Origin of the sequence: Oceanospirillum maris DSM 6286 (genome assembly GCF_000422865.1) — a bacterium.
GTDB classification, from domain to species: domain Bacteria; phylum Pseudomonadota; class Gammaproteobacteria; order Pseudomonadales; family Halomonadaceae; genus Oceanospirillum; species Oceanospirillum maris.
In genome coordinates this window covers 1-21,863 of sequence record NZ_AUGW01000025.1, presented here as the reverse complement: position 1 = coordinate 21,863, position 21,863 = coordinate 1, and the positions used below count along the sequence as shown (strand labels likewise).

21 protein-coding genes are annotated in these 21,863 nt (G+C 45.6%); 10 read left to right on the top strand and 11 right to left on the bottom strand.

Annotated features, from left to right (window positions below):
- Positions 1 to 44 precede the first annotated feature (44 nt).
- Together G517_RS0110545 and G517_RS0110540 are read left to right on the top strand one after the other, a co-directional pair.
- Positions 45 to 1,673: a methyl-accepting chemotaxis protein gene (locus G517_RS0110545; protein ID WP_028304382.1), complete on the top strand. Its 1,629-nt coding sequence runs from the start codon at positions 45 to 47 to the stop codon at positions 1,671 to 1,673.
- A gap of 129 nt (positions 1,674 to 1,802) precedes the next feature.
- Complete coding sequence (locus tag G517_RS0110540) at positions 1,803 to 2,024, top strand: hypothetical protein (protein WP_028304381.1); 222 nt, start codon at positions 1,803 to 1,805, stop codon at positions 2,022 to 2,024.
- A 124-nt stretch (positions 2,025 to 2,148) separates the two neighbouring features.
- Here G517_RS0110540 and gcvA read toward each other — a convergent pair whose 3' ends face one another.
- Positions 2,149 to 3,060, bottom strand: coding sequence for a transcriptional regulator GcvA (gene gcvA, locus G517_RS0110535; protein ID WP_342662503.1), 912 nt, complete (start codon positions 3,058 to 3,060; stop codon positions 2,149 to 2,151).
- Positions 3,061 to 3,240: 180 nt separating this feature from the next.
- Between gcvA and G517_RS0110530 the strand changes: the two genes are divergently transcribed.
- Entirely contained in the window at positions 3,241 to 3,426 is a 186-nt protein-coding gene (locus G517_RS0110530; protein ID WP_028304379.1) for a hypothetical protein, read from the top strand.
- A gap of 125 nt (positions 3,427 to 3,551) precedes the next feature.
- Here the strand turns inward: G517_RS0110530 and G517_RS0110525 are convergent, their stop codons facing one another.
- Positions 3,552 to 3,995 (bottom strand): YqaA family protein, encoded by a 444-nt coding sequence (locus G517_RS0110525; RefSeq protein ID WP_028304378.1) that lies wholly within the window; start codon positions 3,993 to 3,995, stop codon positions 3,552 to 3,554.
- Positions 3,995 to 5,041, bottom strand: coding sequence for a ribonuclease Z (locus tag G517_RS18720; protein ID WP_084632165.1), 1,047 nt, complete (start codon positions 5,039 to 5,041; stop codon positions 3,995 to 3,997). The genes G517_RS0110525 and G517_RS18720 overlap by 1 nt, the downstream gene beginning before the upstream one ends.
- Positions 5,042 to 5,301: 260 nt before the next feature.
- On the opposite strand from G517_RS18720, the gene G517_RS18715 reads away from it, so the two are divergent.
- The 3 genes from G517_RS18715 to G517_RS0110500 all read left to right on the top strand — a co-directional run bounded on the left by G517_RS18715 (position 5,302) and on the right by G517_RS0110500 (position 7,881).
- A complete protein-coding gene (locus G517_RS18715; protein ID WP_051206298.1) occupies positions 5,302 to 6,693 on the top strand; it encodes a DEAD/DEAH box helicase in 1,392 nt (463 codons plus the stop codon).
- 73 nt (positions 6,694 to 6,766) lie between these two features.
- Positions 6,767 to 7,048: an HlyU family transcriptional regulator gene (locus G517_RS0110510; RefSeq protein WP_028304377.1), complete on the top strand. Its 282-nt coding sequence runs from the start codon at positions 6,767 to 6,769 to the stop codon at positions 7,046 to 7,048.
- A gap of 269 nt (positions 7,049 to 7,317) precedes the next feature.
- The gene (locus tag G517_RS0110500; RefSeq protein ID WP_028304376.1) at positions 7,318 to 7,881 is read left to right on the top strand and encodes a hypothetical protein; all 564 of its coding nucleotides are present in this window, start codon (positions 7,318 to 7,320) and stop codon (positions 7,879 to 7,881) included.
- Between the two features lie 156 nt (positions 7,882 to 8,037).
- Here the strand turns inward: G517_RS0110500 and G517_RS18710 are convergent, their stop codons facing one another.
- The 3 genes from G517_RS18710 to G517_RS18700 form a co-directional block, all read right to left on the bottom strand.
- Positions 8,038 to 8,508, bottom strand: a complete 471-nt coding sequence (locus G517_RS18710; RefSeq protein ID WP_051206297.1) for a hypothetical protein — start codon at positions 8,506 to 8,508, stop codon at positions 8,038 to 8,040.
- Between the two features lie 183 nt (positions 8,509 to 8,691).
- A complete protein-coding gene (locus G517_RS18705; RefSeq protein WP_051206296.1) occupies positions 8,692 to 9,210 on the bottom strand; it encodes a YqiA/YcfP family alpha/beta fold hydrolase in 519 nt (172 codons plus the stop codon).
- A gap of 49 nt (positions 9,211 to 9,259) precedes the next feature.
- Complete coding sequence (locus tag G517_RS18700; protein WP_051206295.1) at positions 9,260 to 9,934, bottom strand: acyltransferase; 675 nt, start codon at positions 9,932 to 9,934, stop codon at positions 9,260 to 9,262.
- A 173-nt stretch (positions 9,935 to 10,107) separates the two neighbouring features.
- Here G517_RS18700 and G517_RS20510 point away from each other — a divergent pair, with 173 nt between their 5' ends.
- The 3 genes from G517_RS20510 (at position 10,108) to G517_RS0110475 (ending at position 13,449) form a co-directional block, all read left to right on the top strand.
- Positions 10,108 to 10,362, top strand: coding sequence for a cysteine-rich CWC family protein (locus G517_RS20510; RefSeq protein WP_084632164.1), 255 nt, complete (start codon positions 10,108 to 10,110; stop codon positions 10,360 to 10,362).
- 104 nt (positions 10,363 to 10,466) lie between these two features.
- The gene (locus G517_RS0110480; protein WP_028304375.1) at positions 10,467 to 12,680 is read left to right on the top strand and encodes an OsmC domain/YcaO domain-containing protein; all 2,214 of its coding nucleotides are present in this window, start codon (positions 10,467 to 10,469) and stop codon (positions 12,678 to 12,680) included.
- Between the two features lie 379 nt (positions 12,681 to 13,059).
- A complete protein-coding gene (locus G517_RS0110475) occupies positions 13,060 to 13,449 on the top strand; it encodes a DUF7716 domain-containing protein (protein WP_028304374.1) in 390 nt (129 codons plus the stop codon).
- A 357-nt stretch (positions 13,450 to 13,806) separates the two neighbouring features.
- On the opposite strand, the gene G517_RS0110460 is transcribed toward G517_RS0110475, so the two are convergent.
- The 4 genes from G517_RS0110460 to G517_RS0110445 form a co-directional block, all read right to left on the bottom strand.
- Positions 13,807 to 15,720 carry a protein kinase domain-containing protein gene (locus G517_RS0110460; RefSeq protein WP_051206293.1) on the bottom strand — a complete coding sequence of 638 codons (1,914 nt, stop codon included), beginning with the start codon at positions 15,718 to 15,720 and terminating at the stop codon, positions 13,807 to 13,809.
- A 161-nt stretch (positions 15,721 to 15,881) separates the two neighbouring features.
- Positions 15,882 to 17,519 (bottom strand): dihydrolipoyllysine-residue acetyltransferase, encoded by a 1,638-nt coding sequence (locus G517_RS0110455; RefSeq protein ID WP_028304372.1) that lies wholly within the window; start codon positions 17,517 to 17,519, stop codon positions 15,882 to 15,884.
- An 18-nt stretch (positions 17,520 to 17,537) separates the two neighbouring features.
- On the bottom strand, positions 17,538 to 18,515 hold the full coding sequence (locus tag G517_RS0110450) for an alpha-ketoacid dehydrogenase subunit beta (RefSeq protein ID WP_028304371.1): 978 nt from the start codon (positions 18,513 to 18,515) through the stop codon (positions 17,538 to 17,540).
- Complete coding sequence (locus G517_RS0110445) at positions 18,508 to 19,698, bottom strand: thiamine pyrophosphate-dependent dehydrogenase E1 component subunit alpha (protein WP_028304370.1); 1,191 nt, start codon at positions 19,696 to 19,698, stop codon at positions 18,508 to 18,510. Before G517_RS0110445 ends, G517_RS0110450 begins: the two co-directional genes overlap by 8 nt.
- 404 nt (positions 19,699 to 20,102) lie before the next feature.
- On the opposite strand from G517_RS0110445, the gene bamJ reads away from it, so the two are divergent.
- Positions 20,103 to 20,714, top strand: coding sequence for a BamJ family beta-barrel-assembly machinery protein (gene bamJ, locus G517_RS0110440; protein ID WP_028304369.1), 612 nt, complete (start codon positions 20,103 to 20,105; stop codon positions 20,712 to 20,714).
- A gap of 146 nt (positions 20,715 to 20,860) precedes the next feature.
- On the opposite strand, the gene G517_RS20160 is transcribed toward bamJ, so the two are convergent.
- Positions 20,861 to 21,391, bottom strand: a complete 531-nt coding sequence (locus G517_RS20160) for a YbjN domain-containing protein (protein ID WP_157833182.1) — start codon at positions 21,389 to 21,391, stop codon at positions 20,861 to 20,863.
- Between the last annotated feature and the right edge of the window lie 472 nt (positions 21,392 to 21,863).

The window sequence follows — 21,863 nt, the reverse complement described above, 5'->3', positions numbered from 1 at the left end:
TTAAGATACATTGACCGTCACGCGCAATTTATTTGGAACTTACCATGTTAAAAAACACATCAATTCCTAGAGCGCTACAGCTGGTATTTGGCGCAACCATTGTAGCCATTGTTGCGCTAAGTATTTATCTGTTATTAGCCCTAAATAATATTCAAAATCAATTTGTTACCGTAGTAGATCGAAATGTTAGCCTTTTATCTACCGTATCAAATTTACGCTACTACACGGTTACTTACCGTCGCTTTGCATTGGATTACGGCTTAACCGATAGCGATAGTCAGCACCGGAATATCATCGAAACCATTCGTTTTAACGATGAAAAAGTTGCGATAGCGATGACCAATATGCAGCGTTTAGCGGATACGCCAGAGATTAAGCAAGATATTGTCGATTACCAGAAACGTATTGCTGATTACCGTGATATGCAGGAAAACTATATCCGCTTAATCGACAATGGTCGCATAGATGTTGCCCGTAAAGAGATGCTTGGCCCTATGCTGGCGCCTTTTAATGCCATTGTTGAGCTGCTTAGCCGCTTGCAGATGGATTTAGAGAAAGAGGCTATCGCGATAAAAACCGCCGAGGCGGAGAAAATTGATGGCTTAATTCAGCAGACCATTGTGATCTTGATCCTGATTACCGGGTTTATGCTCTCCATGGGTATCATCATGGCTCGTAAAGTAACGCTACCATTGGGCTTGTTAATCAAACAGATGAAGGCGGTTGGTCAGGGCGATCTTAGCGTACGCTTAGATATGAACCACTTTGCCAAAGATGAGCTAGGTACGGCTGCGGACTACTTTGATCAGATGCAAGTCAGTCTTGCTCGCCTTGCCACTGATATTAACGAAAGCGTTCTTAGTCTAGAAAATACCAGCCAGAATCTGCGTCTGCATGTTAGTGAAACCACCATCAACCTAGATACTCAGCGCCATGGCATATCACAAATTGCCGCCGCGACGGATCAGATGCAAGCCGGCTTTGCAGAAGTTGTTCAGCGTACCTTGGAAGCATCGGATCATAGTGATCAAGCAAAAACAGAAGCACAACAAAGTCAGAGCAATATTCAACGCTCGGTCAGTCAAAGCGAATCTCTTGCGGCAGCTTTAAGCCAAACCGCAGAGGTAGTGCTTAAGTTACAAAAAGATAGTCACAGTATTAGCGTTATCTCTGAGGTTATCGGTAATGTGACCGATCAAACGAACTTACTGGCGTTAAACGCGGCGATTGAAGCTGCAAGAGCCGGTGAAGCCGGTAGAGGTTTTGCGGTGGTTGCTGATGAGGTACGCCAGCTGGCGCAAAAAACGCAATCATCTCTTGGTGAAATTGCCCAGATTATTGAATCTCTGCAACATCATGCAGGGCAAGCGGCCTCAATGATGACCAATAGCCAAGAAGAGATGCGGGTGGGGCTGGAGCACGTTAGAGATGCAGGGGACTCTTTTGGTCATATTTTGAAGGCCTCAGAGCAAATCGCCGCCATGAGCAGTCAGATAGCTACCGCCACAGAAGAACAAACCGCCGTGGCTAGAAACTTAAGCGAAAGCGTAAGCGCTATTCACTTAGCATCAGATCAAATTGCAGAGGGCGCAACAGATACCCAAGCCGCCTGCGATATGCTCAGCCAAGAGAGTGAAAACCTAAATGCTCTAGCAAGCCGGTTTAAGCTCTAGCATTGCAGAATATGGTTGTAGAAGATAACACTGTAATGCTTTCTTCTTTGCTATCGGTATAATTTACGTTAGAGTGCCCTGCCAGCTGGCAGTGCCAGCCCATTAACCCAAGATTGAATCAGGAGTGCTATGAGCATTCAGGAAATTGCTGTTTCAAACAGCCAAAAGAAGAAGATCCAGAAAGCGATTAAAGATGATAGCGTTTTAATCGTTGATGATAACGGTGATCTTGCTGTTCAAGTGATCACGTATGACCTTTACAAGCAAAAGTCTCGCTCAACGCCATTAGAAGATATTCTAGGTGAAGATGCTCTAAGTCCCGATGCAGAGTATTACGTTTTTAGCTGCTAGATTTTTAACGGCTAGGTTGCAGCACCTAGAACCTACGTTTTGATTCAAAGAAAATGGCGCACTTGTGTAGCGAATAGCTTAACTGACGCGCCATTTCTTATTAGCTGCACGCATCATGCTTACGTTAATCAATAGAAAAATTCGGCTGCATCTCTTCAATCATCCAGTCTTTAAACACCTTCATCGCATGTGATAAAGGTCTGTGTTTTTGGTAAACCAGATAAAAGGACTTATGGGTGTCCAGCTTAATATCAAAAGGCATGATTAAACGGCCTTGCTCAATTTCTCGAGATGTTAAGGTGCTATCCGCTAAGGCAACACCTAAACCCTCTTGGGCGGCCCCTGTGGCAAGCTGACTGCTAGAAAGCTGTAATCCTCGACTGAACCCCGTGTATTCAACCCCTGCCAATTGTAGCCATTCAGGCCACTCGTGCTGACGTTTCCCCACATGAATCAGCGTATGACGCTTAAGGTCTTCTGGATGATCAAGCCGTTTTTTCCCCTTCAATAGACCGGGGCTGCATACCGGAACTAAAAGAACATGTCTTAAAAAGTGCGCTTCAATATCATGCCACTCACCGTTGCCGTAATAGACAGCCATATCCGTGTTTTGTTTACTAAAATCGATCAAACCCGATGATGCGCTAATCTGTAATTCCACATCCGGGAACAATGCTTGAAAACGATTCATCCTTGGCATTAACCATCGGATCAAAAAGTTAGGTGCCACGCTAATTGTCACCGTATCTCGCTCGGGATTAGAGGTTAGCCGATAAGTCGCTGCTTCAATCTCATCTAAAGCCGCCCGAATCGACTGTAGATACTGTGTGCCCGCCGCCGATAGCTCTACCTTGCGCTTATTACGACGAAATAAGCTTAACCCCAGATAACTTTCTAAGCTCTTAATCTGGTGGCTTACCGCAGAAGCGGTAATAAATAATTCTTCTGCCGCTTGGGCAAAACTCTCATTACGGGCCGCAGCTTCAAAGACACGCAGCGCGTTCATGGGGGGTAAGCGTCTGATAGAAAACTCCAAAGTATCAGGATCAGTGATAAACCATTATTGATTAGTTTTTCTCATCAATGAAGTTAAAAAAGGTCGTTTGTCGATCATAAGATAAAGGCTTAATATACCCCTACTTTAGTTTAACACCGAAAGTTACTCGCTCTCCGGCATTGCTAAAGCCTTTATCCCATAATTTATGTAGGAATACTTATGAATAACAATTTTAAAACTGACGCACAAGGCAATATCGATATCGAATTTTACATCGCACAAGCAAAAGCTGAGCGTGATATCGCTATCGCTGCATTTTTCACTAACCTAAAAGCTTCTATCGTTCGTAGCCTTAGCTTCAAACTGCCAAAAATTAGCCTAAACTTTGGCCGTCACGCTCACTAAGCGTATCTTGAGAAGCGTTCTATTAATTAGTCATTGAGCGGTTGAGCGATATTAAGCTCAATATCTCTCTTTAGCTAACATCTAAGACAGACATTCCTAAGCTTTTCCCCTAACGGGGGCCACGGCTAGGAAACCAACCAACCCGCAAAATAAACTACTGCCAAATAACGCAGGGTTTTTCCTATAGCCACCAGCACTAAAAAGGGTAATAAACGCACTTTCATTATTCCCGCGATTAATGTCAAAACATCTCCGACTATCGGCAACCATGCCAGTAGCAAACTCCAAACCCCATAACGCTGAAAGACTGCTTGCATACGTTCAATCTGTTGCGGCTTAAAATAAAACCAGCGTTTGTGCTGATACGTTAATAAGTATTTACCCAAATACCAGTTCACCACTGCCCCAAGGGTGTTACCCAGTGATGCGATGGCTATTAACAACGCTGCATTGTGCCCCTGCTGAAGCAAAACAACCAACCAAGCCTCAGAGTAAAATGGGAAAATAGTGGCTGCCATAAAAGCAGAAAAAAACAGCACCGCCATTTCTACTAAAAATGACGCCTCCATCAAGATTGCCTCTGATAACTGGGTTGTTGTTTATGGACTTGTTGTTTATGGGGGCGTTGCTTATGGGCTTTGCGGTAATTTTCTTGATAGTAGAGATGTCCAGAGCGATCTAACCGATAGACTTCGAAATCATCCGCTAGAAACATCTTACCGGTGAAATACAGCTTTGCCTCTTCCCGTAATTGCTCAATGCTGCGCTCACGGGGTTTACGGGCTCTATGCAGATAACGCGGGCTAAAGTGGGTGAGCAACAAATGACGTAACCCTACTTTTTGCGCAAATACCGCCACCATTTTCGCAGATGAATGCTGAGGCTCCGGCCCTACGTGTTCTAGTACATCCTGGGTGTACGTTGATTCATGCACGAGAACATGCGCGCCGTTGCAAGCTTCTGACAGTAGGTCAGGGCAATCGTTATCACCGGCAACAACAGCCACTCGCTTCTGCCATGAGGGAAAGGTTAGCTCGCCACTGCACAGCTTCTGACCATCCACTAGGGTCATATCCTCTCCCTTTTGTAAGCGGCCAAGGTGCTCACCTGTTGGGATATTGAGGGCGGCTAGGCGTTCCATATCCAGCTTAAGTGGAATACCTACTTCTTCAAACCGATAAGCCCAACTGGGTACGCGATGGCTTAACATATGGGCCGTAATGCGAAAGCCCGATACGGTAAGATCCAGAGCCTTCGACACTGGTATAAATTCAAGGGGAAAGGTGATGTGTAGATCCGTTAGCTGAATCATCGCTTGCAGGTACTGCCAAACCTCTTCAGGGGCTACCAGTACCAAGGGTTCCGTTCGACCGTTCAGTTGGCAAGAGGCCAAAAGCCCCGGTAAGCCATAGCAATGGTCGCCGTGGCGATGGGTAATTAACACCGCGGCTAGTTTTTGTGGTGATAAGGGCACATAAAGTAGCTGATGCTGGGTTGCCTCACCGCAATCAACCAGTACCCAAGATTTACTCTTCTCTGGCTGAATGGCCGTTGCACTGACATTGCGATATCGGGAGGGGGCACCAGATGAGGTACCTAAAAAAGTAATTTGCACAAATAGCTCAATATAAACAAAGGGTTGTTAGCAGTTCGCTAGATTAGCCCAGACGCCCATCTTTGGGAACAGATAAACCGTTAAAAACCACGTTAAGTGCTTACCCAAACGGCTGCTATTTTGCTATAGTCCCTCTCTTGATAGCCGCATAATTTTGAACCATTGCCAACATAGTCGCCGGTATCAATCAGGCCACTGCCAGACCCTCTTTTTTTATTTGAAAGCTGCTTGCCAACTACTTACTAACACCGAGATTCCCGATGCCATTTTCTAAACTAGGATTAAGCGATTCACTTGTTCAAGCGATTACTGAACAGGGCTACCAGAAACCGACACCTATTCAGCAACAAGCGATTCCTGAGGTGTTGGCAGGTAAAGATCTGATCGCAGCCGCACAGACGGGAACCGGTAAAACCGCCAGCTTTGTGCTACCGATTCTGCAACAACTAGACCCTGATGTAAGCGTTCGAGCGAAGCGGGTTCAGGCTCTAATTTTGGTACCCACCCGAGAGCTTGCGATTCAGGTTGAGAATAATATTCAGCTGTACGGCAAGCATCTAAACTTTACCTCTATGGCGATGTTTGGTGGCAGTAAAATTGATGACCAAAAGCAGCGCCTTATTGAAGGGGTTGACCTACTGGTTGCCACCCCTGGCCGCTTGATTGATATGCTCTATCAACGAGCGCTGCAGTTGGATGAGTTGAAATACTTTGTTTTAGATGAAGCGGATCGCATGTTGGATATGGGCTTTATCGCCGATATCAACAGAATTATTGAGCGCTTGCCAGCAGTGCGTCAAAACCTACTGTTTTCTGCCACCTTATCAGAAGATGTTCGTCTGCTGGCTCGCACCGCGTTGCATCACGCGGTTGAGATTAAAATCTCCGAAAGTCCTGATGCTCAACCTAAAATTGACCAGTGGATTATCACGGTAGATAAAGATGCCAAGTCAGCGTTATTAAGCCACCTGATTACTGATAATGACTGGGATCAGGCATTGATCTTTATTCGTACCAAGCATGGCGCGGCTAAGCTGGCCACTCAGCTTGAAAAGCGAGGCATTGCTGCAGACACCATCCACAGCGGTCGCAGTCAAGCAGAACGTACCCGTGTGTTAGCGGAGTTTAAGTCCGGCAAAATACGTTACTTAGTTGCAACCGATGTTGCGGCCCGTGGTATTGATATTGACCAACTGAGTCGTGTAGTCAATTATGACCTTCCGCAAGAATCTCAAGATTATATTCACCGCATTGGCCGTACAGGCCGTGCCGGTGCCTCTGGTGAGGCGATCTCGTTAACATCGAAAGATGATTTTAAAAACCTATGCGCCATTGAAAGCCGCCTAAATCATCTGTTAGAGCGTCGTACGGTTGAAGGTTTTACACCTAAAAAAGAAGTGCCGGTGTCTATTCTTAACTACGTGCCTAAAAATGGCCGCGTGCTAGGCAGTGCTGATGAAGCTGAGCGCCCACGCCATAAGCGTAAGGCTCCTGATGCCAGTGAGAAAAAAGGTGAACGCCGTAGTAAACCCGCTGCAGGCCGAGGCAATACACAAAAACGGGGACAGGCTCCTCAACGACGTTCTGAGCCGAGTAACCGTAGCGAATCTGGCAATAAACCCGTTGATCCTTGGGCTAAATTTAGAAAATAATTCACTGCCAATAAACATAAATGCTAGCTGAGGCTAGTCAAGCAGCCAAATCTTAAATCACAAGGAGCATAACATGGGCCTGTTTTCCTCGTTAAAAGCACTATTCGCCGGTGGTGAATCGACACCAAAAGAACCTGACGTTATGCCTTCAGAAACCTACAATGATTATATTATTACCCCTGCCCCAGTTCATGAAGAACACAGCTATAGAATTAACGGTACGATCACCAAAGGTGAGCAGACGCATCTCTTTATTCGTGCGGATGCTCTGCCGACACAGGAGCAATGTGCCCAAGAGATGATTCGAAAAGCCAAACAGATGATTGACCAGCAAGGCGATCGGATTTTTAACTAACGGATTCTTTAATAAGCGCCTGTCAGAAGAGATATAGCTAGTAATAACCATGCCATGATCCCCCTTGAATAAGCAGACGCAGTAACAGAAGCAACACTTGCAGCATATTGTTAAATCTTTGATCTGCTAGAAGCTTAGTGTTATAACCTGCGAACTGCAGTTTTAGCCACATATTTAGTGGGAAACATTCATATAATAGGAATAATCCAATAAATCTTCAGTGAATTCTGAGGGCATGATTATTTATTAAGAGACCTAAGAGGCGTGACATGTTAAAGAAGATTATTGGTTTGACTGCAATGATGGCAGCTCTAACAGCCTGTGGTGGAAGCAGTAGCAGTTCATCTTCGACGGGAGATGTTAGTGATGGTGCCGGTGATAGCTCTGGTTCTGGCGATGGCACTAGTTCTGGCAGTACTACTGTTTTAGAAGGTGTCTGGACAAAACCCTGCGGGATTGCGGATAAGCTAGACCCTGATTCCCACTACGATATCGTCACAGCGACATTTTCTGGTAACCTTTACGCGTCCAATATTGAGAACTATATTGATCCAGCTTGTTCCGTGCCTCTTAGCTATGCACCGAATCCTACGGCTGATGGTACATTCAGCGTCGGCAACGAAATAACAACATCAAGTGGCACAGCGGCCCGAGAGTTAGACGCCCATGTTACCCGCTATAACGGTGCTGAATTTGATATTCATGACTATACAACGTTCGTCATTACAGGGAATACGCTTTACTTTGGTGATCAGAGCGGTGTAAACGATGGTACAACGCAGGCACAGCGCTCAACAACACTCGACTTTGAGCGCGCTTTTTTTAAGCAATAGGTGCGAAATGCCACGGTGAGAAACGAATAACACAGCGTTATCAGCCAACCAATCAATATCAAACTCTTCCGGCAATAAAATGGGCAGCCTTACATCACGCTATACATCACACGATGCCAAGGCCAGGGCTGCCCAATAGATTATCGAAGATTTGTCTTATTTAATCTGAACTTCAGCGGTCTGATTTTTCTTGAGTGCGTGGCTTAAATACAGCGCAATAATCAACGACATGCCGACATGGGACACAAAAGAAGACTGAGTATAAGCGCCAAAGCCCATCATAAATTCTCGGCCCATGGCCGGAGCCAGTACGCCCTGAGCGATAAACCACAACATTAGACCTGAAATAAAGCCCGACAAAATCGCTCGGCCCCGAAAAGCCTTATAGAACAACAATGTAAATATTCCAAAGCCTAGGGTACCAATAAGCGCATGAAGGCTAAAGGCCACTGAGTATGAAGGCGTTACTCCTACATATTGTTCAAACAAGCCTATAACAAGAAAGGCTGGCTGCAGCTTTGGGCCAAACACAAGGGGAGAAATAAGCCATGCGTAGGCCTCAAAGGCAATTTGTGCGATCAAGCCACCAATAATGGCGACTTTTATTTCACTTATCTTCAATTTCATCTATAGCGTTCTCATTATGGGAAAGGGTTCACTTTAGTGAACATCATTGAGCTGCCTGAGCTGCCGGAAAAAATCTTAATGTGTAAGACTGATCCTTTCTTTACGCTAGAGGTTACGCTAAAGATTCAATTTTTATGGATATTTTAAGTGGACCCTACAGAAGTGGGATAAAACAAGACCCCGTCACTCTAATGCTTTAAGAAAAATCAAGAAGTCTTCTTCTATAAACGCCATGCTATCTCTTAGTTGGTGGTCATCTGCTACCAAGTGGATTTTACAGCCTAGCTTTTGGCTCAAGTCATTAGAGTTCATCCAAGGGATTATTCGATCAAACAGGCCGTGTATCAGATAAATAGAATCAGCCCGAATCTCAGGCCATTTTACAGGGTAATTATCCAGTCCCAAGGCGGGAGCCAATAAAAACAATCCTACGGCTTTGTAATATTGGCTGGCGCGGGCGGCAACATAACCACCCATACTGGAGCCGACGAGTACGAGCTCTTCTGGAGGGATACGGTTTTCTGCCAGATAACTCTTAAGCATTTTAACGCGAGACTCTGGGTCATCGGGGTTCTCTGCCGTTAAATAATTGAGCGCGCTGTATTCGTGGCCATGCTCATGGGCGAGACGAGAAAACAGTTGCCCCTTATTGCCCCAAGGTCCGCTTTCTTTCCCGTGAATAAAACAGATATGTAACGGCATTCTGGCTCCTTAAACAGAGGCTACTGGTTGCTAGTGATAAAAATAAGAATTATGGCGTAAGCCCTGTGGCCTGTTCACGAAAGCCAATCGGTTTGTCCCGTCGATCACCGATCACTCGGGCTGGATTACCTGCCACAATAGCAAAATCGGGCACATTTTGGGTCACCATGGCATTCATAGCCACGACCGCATGATCGCCAATGGTAACGCCATCGCGAACACCGACTCCAGCTCCAATCCAAGCATCGCAACCAATGACAATGCCCTTGGAGGTATTTGGTTGCTGATAGATTGGGCTATCGTAGGCCATGCCGTGATCAAAAGCATACAGTTTACACTGGTTGGCAATGCGGGTTTGATCACCGATGCGAATACCTGCCTTACCGCCGTCAAAGGAGCAGCCGTGATTGATCGCGACTTCTCGGCCAAGGGTTAGCGGCCCATGGAGAAAACAGTTTGCGGCGACAAAGCTTTCTTCCCCAATGGTTATATTTCGTCCTTGTTCTGCAAATAGTGCTGCTTCGGGGGCTATAAAAACCCGTTCTGCCAGTGTTATGGTTTCCAGCTGCATTAAGGCGTGTTGAATATCATCTTGCCACGGCTTAGCCCAAGATAGATGTTTTGGCTTTAAGCGGAAATATAACCACGGCATCCAGCTTAAACGTTTTTTATGCTGTTCACGGTAAAATTCAGAGGCTGTATCAGAAGCCATAGAAGCAGACATAAAGTGCCTATTTGGTATGGTGAAAGGTTGAAGGATATTTAAGCTTGAAATACTGATTGTGCCAGATCGCATAGAATCGGCAAGGGGAAGCATGAGATCGCTGGCTCAATGATATAAAGAACCCTAAAATAGCCGAATGATTTAATGGTAACCGATACTTTGAGAGCCTTGTTTTGAAGCCTACTGATACAGAGATTGATCCATGGGCTTGCCCACTTTGCGGTAATAGTAATGATTGTGGTAATAACGATTGCGGTAATGCAGCCGGAAGTAACGATAATAACGCCTGCTGGTGCCGTGACCCTGCCATTAAATTTCCTGAAACACTATTGTCACAAGTCCCTATACCGGCCAGAAAAAAAGCCTGTATCTGTCGTGCCTGTGTGTTGGCATTTCAGGCCACGGAAGTGAAATCAAGCGGCTATTGATTCGGCTATTGACTCAAAGGCCAAGACTCAGCGCTGAAAAAATGGATAATAGCGGGCAGTGAGCGCCTGTGCGCTAAATCTGTTTTTACTGAGTAGCCTGTTTCATGCAAATTAACGTCAATTTTCTCGATAATCTTCGCCTAGAAGCCAAGTTTGATGATTTTACGGTGGTCGCTGATCAGCCTATCCGGTATAAGGGGGATGGTTCTGCTCCGGGGCCGTTTGATTATTTTCTGGCGTCGTCTGCCATGTGTGCGGCTTACTTTGTTAAGGTTTACTGCCTTGCCCGTGATATACCAACGGACAATATCCGCCTTTCCCAAAACAATATTGTTGATCCGCAAAACCGCTATAATCAGATCTTCAAAATTCAGGTTGAACTACCGGAAGATATTTCCGAAAAAGATCGCCAAGGTATTCTGCGATCTATTGAACGTTGCACCGTGAAAAAAGTAGTACAAACCGGCCCTGAGTTTGTTATTGAAGTAGTCGATAATCTGGATGATGATTCACAGGCCTTGCTAATGGCTGAGGTTTCCAGTGAAGCGAGTACTTACATTGCCGGTAAAGATCTGCCGCTGGAACAAACCATCGCCAAGATGACCCAGTTACTGGCGGATATGGGGATGAAGATTGAAATTACCTCATGGCGCAATATTGTCCCTAATGCTTGGTCCTTAAATATTCGGGATGCGGCGTCGCAAATGTGTTTCACCAACGGTAAAGGTGCCACAAAAGAAGCGGCGTTAGCGTCGGCATTAGGTGAGTTTCTGGAGCGGTTAAATTTTAACTTCTTCTATAACGATCAATTCTTTGGTGATGAGATCGCCAATAGTGATTTTGTTCATTATCCCGATGAGCAGTGGTTTCAGCCTGGGCCTGAGGACGCGCTACCGGACGGTATCTTGGATGATTACTGCCTTGCTATTTATAACCCAGAAGGGGAGCTATTGGGTTCCCATCTGTACGATACTAACTCCGGTAATATCGAGCGTGGTATCTGTTCTTTGCCTTTTGTACGTCAATCTGATGGTGAGACGGTTTATTTCCCCTCTAACTTGATCGAAAACCTCTATTTAAGCAACGGCATGAGTGCCGGTAATACCCTAGCGGAAGCACAGGTACAGTGCCTGTCGGAGATCTTTGAGCGAGCGGTTAAGCGAGAAATTCTAGAGCAAGAGCTGGCGCTGCCGGATGTGCCTGATGCTGTAATAGCGAAGTTTCCTCGTATCCTTGAAGGTATTCAAGGCTTAGAAGAGCAGGGCTTTCCGATTTTTGTAAAAGATGCCTCTTTAGGCGGTCAGTTCCCAGTGATGTGTATTACCTTGATGAATCCGCGAACGGGTGGCGTATTAACCTCGTTTGGTGCGCATCCAAGTCTTGAAATAGCGCTGGAACGCTGTATCACGGAATTGATGCAAGGCCGTAGCTTTGAAGGCTTGAACGATATGGCGCAGCCTACGTTTGAAAGCCATGCGGTGACTGAGCCAAATAACTTTGTTGAGCACTTTATAGACTCAACCGGCGTCGTGTCTTGGCGTTTCTTTAGCGATAAAGCAGACTATGAGTTCTGTGAGTGGGATTTTACCGCCAATGATAATAGCCTAACCTCAGAACAAGCCAACCAGCAGGAAGCAGAAACCCTATTCGGTATTTTACGCGAGCTGGATAAAGAGGTTTATGTGACGGTTCGTGATGATCTAGGGGTACCAACGTGCCGCATTCTTGTACCTGACTATTCTGAAATCTACCCAGTGGAAGATCTGGTGTGGGATAATACGAATAAAGCCCTCTTTTTCCGAGAAGATATACTTAATCTGCACCGCCTTGATGATGATCAGCTAGAAGACCTAGTGCAGCGACTGGAAGAGAGTGAGCTGGATGACTACACCGATATTATCACCCTGATTGGCATCGAATTTGATGAAAATACCGTTTGGGGTCAGCTGACAATTTTAGAGTTAAAGCTGATGATCTATCTCGCTCTAGGGGCCCTGGAAGACGCGAAAGAGGGGATAGAAGCTTTCCTTCAATATAATGATAACTCGGCAGAGCGAGGGTTGTTTTATCAGGGAATGAACGCAGCATTGGAAGTGGTTCTCGATGATGAGATGGCCTTGGCCGATTACCTAACCAGTTTCCGCCGTATGTTTGGTGAAGCCCGTATGGACGACATCGTTGGTGTTATCGAAGGCCGTGTTCGTTTCCACGGTCTTACCGAAACCAATATGCAGTTAGAGGGCATTGATAAACACCTGCGCCTGATTGATAGTTATAAAAAACTGCACAGCGCCCGAGGGGCAAAAGTAAAAGCATAAAGTGAAGGGTGGTTTTGCGGAAGATTGGTTGGCTTTCAATAAGCGATCTTCCGCTTTGAATCATCACGTGACCAGTGTCCTACCATTGAGAAGGTAAAGCTATCTTTGCAATAAATTTTTCTGCTCTGTGAGTAGTGTTGCACCATGAAACGCCTTGTGATCCCTTATATCTGAAAATCCTTGCCCAAGTTTAAATTTGTTAAAGCGAGGCTCTTTTATCATCTAAGTTGTTTTGGTTTAGGTGATTTTTTCCCATAATGGACATCGCAAATGGCTTTGCGATTTTAGCGACAATGTCATATGGATGGTTCATATGAATGGTATTGCACGTTTCATTGAAGTTTACAGCGTAAAACATCGGCTGTAACAAGGGGGAAGTATGACCGATATGGAGATAAAGCGGCGTCTAGGTGAGCCTCATAGTATTGCAAACTGGCTTTCAAATTGCTGCTCTCATGGCAATGGGGCCAGAGATCATCAACAGCGTAACGCCCAGAATACTTGGCTTGTTTTTAAAGATGATACGGCACCTTTGACCCTACAGACACCGCTTTACTCGGTGCTAGAGGAAGAAGAGCTGCTTTCGAGCAGAAGCTTTGAGGACTTTGAAGCCTCCATGATCAACTCCGGCTACAGCTATTTTATTGATACCCGTATGCTAGGGCGCGTGATTGACACTCTCACCGTACAGAAAACAGACTATACGGATCAAGAGCTGTTTGATGCCGTGCTTTTTTACTTTGAACAAGATGTTCTTGTTGGGCTGTAATCCTCTATTCTGAGATATAAAAGCCCTTAAAGGGTTTACCTTGAAGCCTCTTCGCGTTTTTACGTCTATGACGGCCGCGATCATGGCTTCCGTGGACTAAACCATAAGTTGAGAAAAACTCAGGCTTTTTCCACTCTTTGAGTGTGCTCTTTTTGAAATTGAGCTTACTATAGGTCATCAATGTTTACCGAAATGTTGTCTTCAGATTGACACTCTTTTGTCATAGTCAGTAGCTCAAGATCTTCGAGTCTATCGATTACTCTTTCGTATGCTTCAGCGGGCACACAATAGAATACGGGTTCATTTGCCATTTTGAGTTTATTTTTTCGGTTAAGCCCTCGTAAGAATGTCAAAAAACTATTCCTTAGGATTTTTCGGGTAGAAGTGATCTGGCTGACACTCCAAGTGGCTAAAGCTACGGGTGTTCTTGTAGGGTAGTTTCATAAAGCCAGAGATCCCCTGCCCATCAATCAATGGGATATGTTGCAGAATGATCTGTAATGCCTCTCTAAACTCATCCTCTTTACGATCATCCAGTAAGACATAATAGCTGTGTAGTTTAAGATGGTGAGGCAGGCTCTCGAAAATAATACAGCCGGTATGGCGAATACTGTTCAGGCGCTCAATTTGCTTTCGGATGGGGTCTGGAAGTACAAGCAGTTCTTCTGGATCTTCACCATCTTCAAAGTAGGAATGCAGGCGGCTTGGCTCATCAACCAAGGGCGCTGGCGTGATTTCAAAGGGGATTGAAACGCCTTTTGGGGCAATAAAGGGCTGAGACGGGTCGTCACGCTCCATGTGGAGCGTAACCCGAGCGTTAAACATACAGCATTTAAAAACACCGACTCGGCGAATAGATCTTGCAAGATGCACCATATTGTTGACGGCGGCGGTAAAGGCCGCTTGTAGTTCCGGCTGATGCTTTTCCTGTGAGACGGCATCTAACAGGGAGCGTTCCGGTTGGTAGAGATTAAGGCTGGAATCAATATGTACGCCTTTTTCATTCCAATGAATGCCCAGACCGCCCACTAACGGATATTTGCCTAATCGGCTGATACTGGCAAGAAAAGCTCGTTCGGTTTTGCCCATGCCATGCATAAAGTTTTTGTAGTATTTTTCCAGCTCCACGTCGTTAACCTCCGCCAGATAGTGATCCATCTGCTCTTCACGCAGAAAGGTTTTCCGAGAGTTGTAAACGACCGTGTCGATGGCGCTGGTGTGCTGGTGGCTCCAAATCGGAATTAAGGGTTTGGGTTGCGGCCATTGATCTTTTGCAAACACCAAATGCTGCATCTTAGGCATTTCACGAATAAAGTAGTCCCCTGCTTGCTGGCGCTTTTTAACATCATCATCCAGTAATGTTTGCAGGGTGCGCGCAAACTCTATCGGTAAGCCTAGGGACGTTGCAGGAATAGCTTGATGGCCGTAACGGCAGGATTGTCCTGAAGCGATGGCGTAGAGGGTTCCTGCAACACCTTGTTCATCAAAACGAGGCGAAGAAAGCGCGCCATTTAGTTGCTCTTCACCAATAAAGTAGACGTCACCCAGTTTGGCATTGGTATGTTGATGGTCGGCGCTCATCATGCTGATACCGTTATCGCTAACGGGTTGACCTTGGCTGTCCAGTTGAGCAAAAACGCTGGAACCCCAATCGATTAGCTTAATGGTTTCTGTTTCAGGGTCGATCACAACGTTAGAAGGTTTGATATCACCGTGAACAATGGGCTTAAGGCTTGGGGTGGCGGTATAGGCGGATGTTTCTTTAAAGTTTCTCAACTGCCAGAGAATATCCCGTAATTGGGCGGCAATACTCACTACTAATCTGGGTGGCAGAGGGCCGTTTTTTAAGCTGAATTGTTCTAAATCCATGCCTTTTGCCCGTTCCATAATCAATACGGACTGTTTTTTAATACGGGTGTATTCAATCACGGCTGGAATATTATTGTGCTGCAGTTGGTTCTGCATCCACGCTTCTTCTTCTAGTCGATCTTGCACATGTTGGGGCAGATTTATGCGGGAGAATTTAAAAACGTAGGGTTTACCTGTGGGGGATAAACCGCCAAATACAAAGCCGTAAGCGCCTTTGCCAATAAACTCAATCTCAGAAAAGCCATGTTGTTTCAGTTGGCTCTCGCACAGAACCACCCAATCTTTGATCTTTTGGGCATCCTGATGGCTCATCAGGTAGATGGATTGCTCTTCGTTGATGTAAAAGTGCTGAAGATGAGAGTCGTATTCTGTTTTCTTTTCTACCTTGCCTTTCTCAGACATAAACCACCCCAATGGCTGGAACATTTAAAAAGGTTGATGCCAAAATCAAAACAGGCACCCAGAGGTCTTCTGGATGCCTGTTAAGGTATCGGCTATTAGCGGATAACATGGCTGAAATAGGATGATCTACTTCTGCCGCCTTTGCCGTCTAAAAACCATTGTCAGTGCAGGTCGACCAGCATGGTGGTGGGATCTTCCAGATATTCTTTCCATAAATTACAGAAGCGAGCGATAGTGCCACCATCAATAATTCGATGGTCACCGGACCAGCTAACTTGCATGATATTCCGTGCAACAACGCCGCCGTTATCATCAAAGCGTGGTAGAGATTGTGTCCTACCTAGGGCCACAATGGCAGCTTCTGGTTTGTTGATAATCGGTGTGGCGATAGTGCCACCTAATGCACCAATGTTAGAGATACTGATAGTGCCGCCTTTTAGGTCATCTTGGCTGACACGGCCTGCACGGGCGGACTCGGTTAAACGGCTGACCTCCTGTGCGATCTCTTTAATGCTCAAATTTTGCACATTTTTCACATTGGGCACTAAAAGACCAATAGGCGTATCAACGGCCATGCCGATATTGACACTGTCCAAATAGGTCAGTTCGGTGCAGTCATCATTTACGCGGCTATTGAGTACGGGGTACTGCTCAATCGCCATCGCCATCGCTTTCATAAAGAAAGGCATTAGCGTTAGTTTGACGCCCTTCGCTTCCATGCTTGCTTTTAGTTTTTTACGCAGGGTAATCAGATCGGTAATATCCATCTCTTCCGCATAGGTAAAATGAGGAATCGTGGAAACCGAGCGGATCATCTGTTTTGCCATCGCCGCTTTGATACCACGGATAGGCTCTACGCGATTCTCTGCTGTTTTTTCCGTTGCCTTAGCATTGGATGGTGATGTTTCAGATGGTGTTTGAATTCCCAGTTGAGCGCTAGGGGCTGATGAGCAAGCGTTTTTACCATCAAGGGTTCCGTCTACGAAGGCCTGAATATCGCTTTTTAGTACACGGCCATCTTTGCCGCTGCCCTTTACCTGGCTAATATCAACATCATGCTCACGGGCAATACGGCGTACGGCAGGGCTAGCTAACGCCTTACCCATTGCCACAACACCCATTGTCACAACCGTAGCGTTTTCTTGGCTTGAGCTTTGAGCCGCTTGAGCCTGCTGTTGTGGTTGCTGTTGTGGCTGACATGAATCTACAGATGCTGGCTCCGGTTGAGCGTCATCTGCAATCTCAATTTCAAACAAAGGCCCATGTACTTTGGCAATTTCACCTTGTTTATAATAGAGCTTGCTGATACGGCCTTGATCCATACAGGGAATCTGTACGAGGGCTTTGTCGGTCATAACGTCAGCTACAGGTTGATCTTCTTCAACCCAGTCACCTTCTTTAACCAGCCATTCAACCAGTTCACACTCAACAATACCTTCGCCAATATCCGGTAGGATAAAGTCCTTGCGGCGAGTACCGCTGCTAGTTGTCGCCGCCGTCGCCTTTGATGGATCAGAAAGGGTTTCGGTGGTGGTATCTGAAGCCGCGGCGGTGTCTTGAGGTTCAACGTCCATTGCGAATAATGGCGCATGTACTTTAGCAATTTCGCCTTGCTTGTAGTGTAGCTTAACCACTTTACCGTGATGCATGGCAGGGATCTGAACCAGTGCCTTGTCGGTCATGACATCGGCTACCGGCTGATCTTCGGCAATAATATCACCTTCCTTCACCAGCCATTCAACCAGCTCGCACTCAACGATACCTTCACCGATATCCGGCAGAATAAATTCCTGAATCATAGTTTTCTCCTGCGATTATCAGAACGATACGCTGCGTTTAATGGCTTCGTAGTTTTTAAGGTGATCTGGCATATATTCTTTATCATGGGCCAGAGGGAATGGCGTATCCAAACCCGTAACACGAGCAATGGGAGCTTCTAGATAAAGGAAGCTCGTATCCTGAATCGTTGCGGCTATCTCACCTGCAAAGCCACCGGATAGCGGTGCTTCGTGGCTAATCAGTAGGCGGCCTGTTTTCTGTACCGACCGACTCACTGTCTCAACATCCCACGGCATTAGCGTGCGAAGATCGATTAGCTCACAGGAGATACCGTCTGCGGCGGCCATTTCAACCGCTTTTTCGAGCACTTCCATCTGAGCACCCCAGCCAAGAACGGTAATATCACTACCTTCTTGCATAATGTCAGCTTTACCGATCGGTAGTTCATAGTCTTCTTCTGGTACTTCACCGGTTGAGGCTCGATAAAGACGTTTTGGCTCAAAGAAAATGACTGGGTTGTCATCGCGAATCGAGGCTAAAAGCAGGCCTTTCGCTTGGTAGGGGTTGCGGGGAATAACAACTTTTAGCCCCGGAGTACCGGTGAAATAAGCTTCCGGTGATTGAGAATGATACAGACCACCATGAATACCGCCGCCATAAGGCGAACGAATCGTTAGCCCACCAACGTTAAACTCATTACCCGAGCGGTAGCGGAATTTAGCGGCTTCGTTCACGATTTGATCAAAAGCAGGGAAGATATAATCGGCAAATTGAATCTCTGCAATGGCTTTATGGCCACCAGAGGCCAAACCGTTGGCAAAACCAATAATGCCTTGCTCGGTAAGTGGCGTGTTAAAGCAGCGGTTTTTACCGTATTTTTCTTGAAGGCGACTGGTTGCGCGGAAAACACCACCAAAGTGACCCACATCTTCACCAAAACAAACGACTTTTGAGTCTTTGTCCATGGCAATATCCAAGGCGTTATTAACCGCTTGGAGCAGATTCATATTACTCATTGTCTAATCTCCCTGCCGTTTTTGGATAAGCGTCTGGGTATTGTCGGATATGCGCTTTCAACGCGGCTAACTGATCCTGCAGGTGCTTTGGAGGGGTGTCATAGACATCGGTAATAAGGTCGTCAAGGTGCGGCGCTGCTACTTTTTCTGCTTCTTTCATTGCGGCCATAACGGCTTTACGTTTCGCGTCAGAAACGTCTTGATCCTGTTCTTCAGTCCACCAGCCCTGTTGAATCAGCCAGTTTTTAAAGCGAAGTACAGGGTCTTTTTCTCGCCACTTCTCTTCTTCTTTTTTACTACGGTAACCGGATGGGTCATCGGAGGTGGAGTGCGCGCCTAAGCGATAGGTCATCGCCTCAATCAAAACGGGCTGATTATGTTCAACGGCCAGCTTGCGAGCTTCTTGTGTTGCCTTTAGAACGGCTAGTACATCATTACCATCAACACGAATGGCTTTTAAACCGTAGGCGATTGCTCTAGGGGCAATACCATCACCGGCAAACTGCTGGCTGGATGGGGTTGAAATGGCGTAGCCATTGTTTCGGCAGAAGAAAATAGCCGGTACTTTAAAAACACCAGCCATATTAATAGCGGCGTGGAAATCGCCTTCAGACGCTGCGCCTTCGCCAAAATAGCAGATTACACAGTTATCTTTCTCTTCTAATTTATAACCGTAGGCGTAACCGACCGCCTGAGGGAGTTGAGTCCCCAGAGGCGAAGAGATCGTCATATAGTTTAATTCACGGCAGCCATAGTGAATGGGCATTTGGCGACCTTTGCCCAGATCTTTCTCATTGCTGAACATCTGGTTCATAAACTGCTGTAAAGGAAAACCACGAAACGCCAGTGCGCCTTGTTCACGGTATTGCGCCATGATCATATCGTCATGGGCTAAAGCAGCGGTGCTACCTATGTCGGCAGCTTCTTCCCCAACCTCTGTCATATAAAAGCTGATACGTCCCTGACGCTGGGCTGCGACCATACGTTCGTCAAGGGCGCGAATAAACAGAAAAGTGTCATAGATTTTTAAGGCCAGTGTTTGATCAATATCTGGCAGTTCTGCTCCTTCGTAAAGAGAGCCATCTTGACGAAGTATTTTGAGAGTAGGGGTTGTTAAGTCACTGCCATCGATAAAGACAGGACGGTGAACCACCGGAGCCTCGGACTGCTTTGAGGTGCTCATAAGCTTTCCTTTATTGTTTTTGTCGTTGCTATCTGATTGTGTCAGAAGTACAGGCGATACCGATTTTGTCGGTGACTGCTTAATCGGGTGAAAAAGCCGCTTGCCTGTGGCCTGATTACTCTGTACCTGATAAGGCACACACAATAGACATCTCATTTCTATTTAATATAGCGCGTTTTTTTACTTTGCTAACGCTAGAGATATCTTGTTTGTACGGTTGAATATAAGAGACGTTGACGTAAAAGTAAACTTTGATGGTTTATCAAACTGGCTTAAAATGATAAAACAGGAAAATCATCTGTCTTTACTGGTGCGTGGCCTATGAAAAAAGGTATCGGCGGGTGAATCTGTTCAGGAGGAGTGATAAGATAGAATTTTAATAAAATCAAAGGGTAAGCCTTAAAATGAGCGAACTGAACACAGTTGAAGCAAAAGTAGGTTACGGCATTGGTCGTCAAATGGGCGAACAGCTTGCTAGCAGCGGAATTGAAGGCTTAGGACTTGATCAAGTCGTTCTAGGCTTGCGTGACGCTTATGAAGGCAAAGAAAGTAGTCTAACGGATATGGAGCTTCATGAAGCGTTTGAAGTGATCCAGCAGCGTCTTGCTGAAAAACAAAAAGAAGCCCATAAAGAAACCGTTGATGCCGGTGCTCACTATTTGGCTGATAATGCTAAGAAAGAAGGCGTTACAGTGACAGCGTCAGGTCTTCAGTATGAAGTACTGGCAATTGGTGAGGGTGAAAAACCTTCAGCGACAGATAAAGTTCGTGTTCATTATCACGGCGAGCTAATTAATGGTGAAGTATTTGACAGCTCTGTTGTTCGCAATGAGCCTGCCGAATTCCCTGTTAACGGTGTTATTTCGGGTTGGGTTGAAGCTTTGCAGTTAATGCCAGCAGGATCGAAATGGCGCCTAACTATTCCTTCAGAGTTAGCATATGGTGAGCGTGGCGCAGGTGCTATTCCTCCATACTCTGTGCTTGTGTTTGAAGTTGAACTACTGGCTATTCTTTAGTAAGTAGTCAGCCTTGTTTTAAATAGATCTCGTTTTTCAATGGGTCTATGTTTTAGCAAGGTTTTAGCGAGCCACCCTATCGCAGCGACAGTTTTTAGTGGTGGCTCTGCTAATAGATTGTAAGACGGGTCGTGTGCATGACCGGCTTAGCTTTTATCATTCTCAATAATAAATTCTCTAAAGCTTTGAACGGATATTTTAAACACTCTGAAGAATTCAGTGACATGCTCCACTGACAATCCTCCGTTAGCGAGCAAATCAGATTCCAGTACGGGGTCTTCGTCGGAGTCTAAATAAGCACGAGAAAGGCGTCTGGTTTTATTCCATTCGTTAATATCTTTGTAAGATACCTTTACGCCGCCGATGCCATAGTAAGCTTGAAGATCACCATCGTCCTTGTTGATTAAGATGTATGATTTTCCCTCAACTTTGATCCTTATTACTCCGTCTCTCAGTTTCTTTACGCCGCTATAGCCTTCATCTTTAATAATTTGAACCAGTTCAGAGTCGGTATATTTATCGGTGAGCCTAACTTCTGCGAAGGCGTGTATGGGTAACAGTAGGTAAATAGCGGTTAGAATTGCAATTATACGTATTTTCATTTTTTCTCCATTGGTTGGTCTGGTTGAAACAGTCAATGTTGTTATTTTTTTACCTCTTAGGTTTTCTTCTGGCAAGCAGTAGCCCTTGTTTTATAAAAGGTAAACCCTCTCATGTCATTTAATTTGCTGTTTTTTTGATTTCTTAGAAAAGAGAGACAATGCTGCTTCGCTTTTTACAATGATTTTCTCAGACTTGAAATAAAACCTTGCACTTCCTTATTTTGTGGGTATAATTCGCCCTCGTTGTCACAGAGCAAGTCTCTCGGCAACGGTTAACACTTTGTTTTCTATCACTTTTCTCCATAAGCAACGTTGAAAAGAGTTTTGAAAGTTTTGATTTAAGTGTTGACACCGAGGATTGCCTCTGTATAATACGCAGCCTCAGTTAAGCAAGTCGATTCGCTTCGAGCGCTTCTTGTCTAACAGCTCTTTAAAAATTCAGTCAGATAATTCGTGTGGGCGCTTGCCGAGACGATCTTGGAAAAGTCACAAGATCATCAAGGTAAGCTTTCAAATCTCGAATCAATTCATTGATGTATTGTTTGTT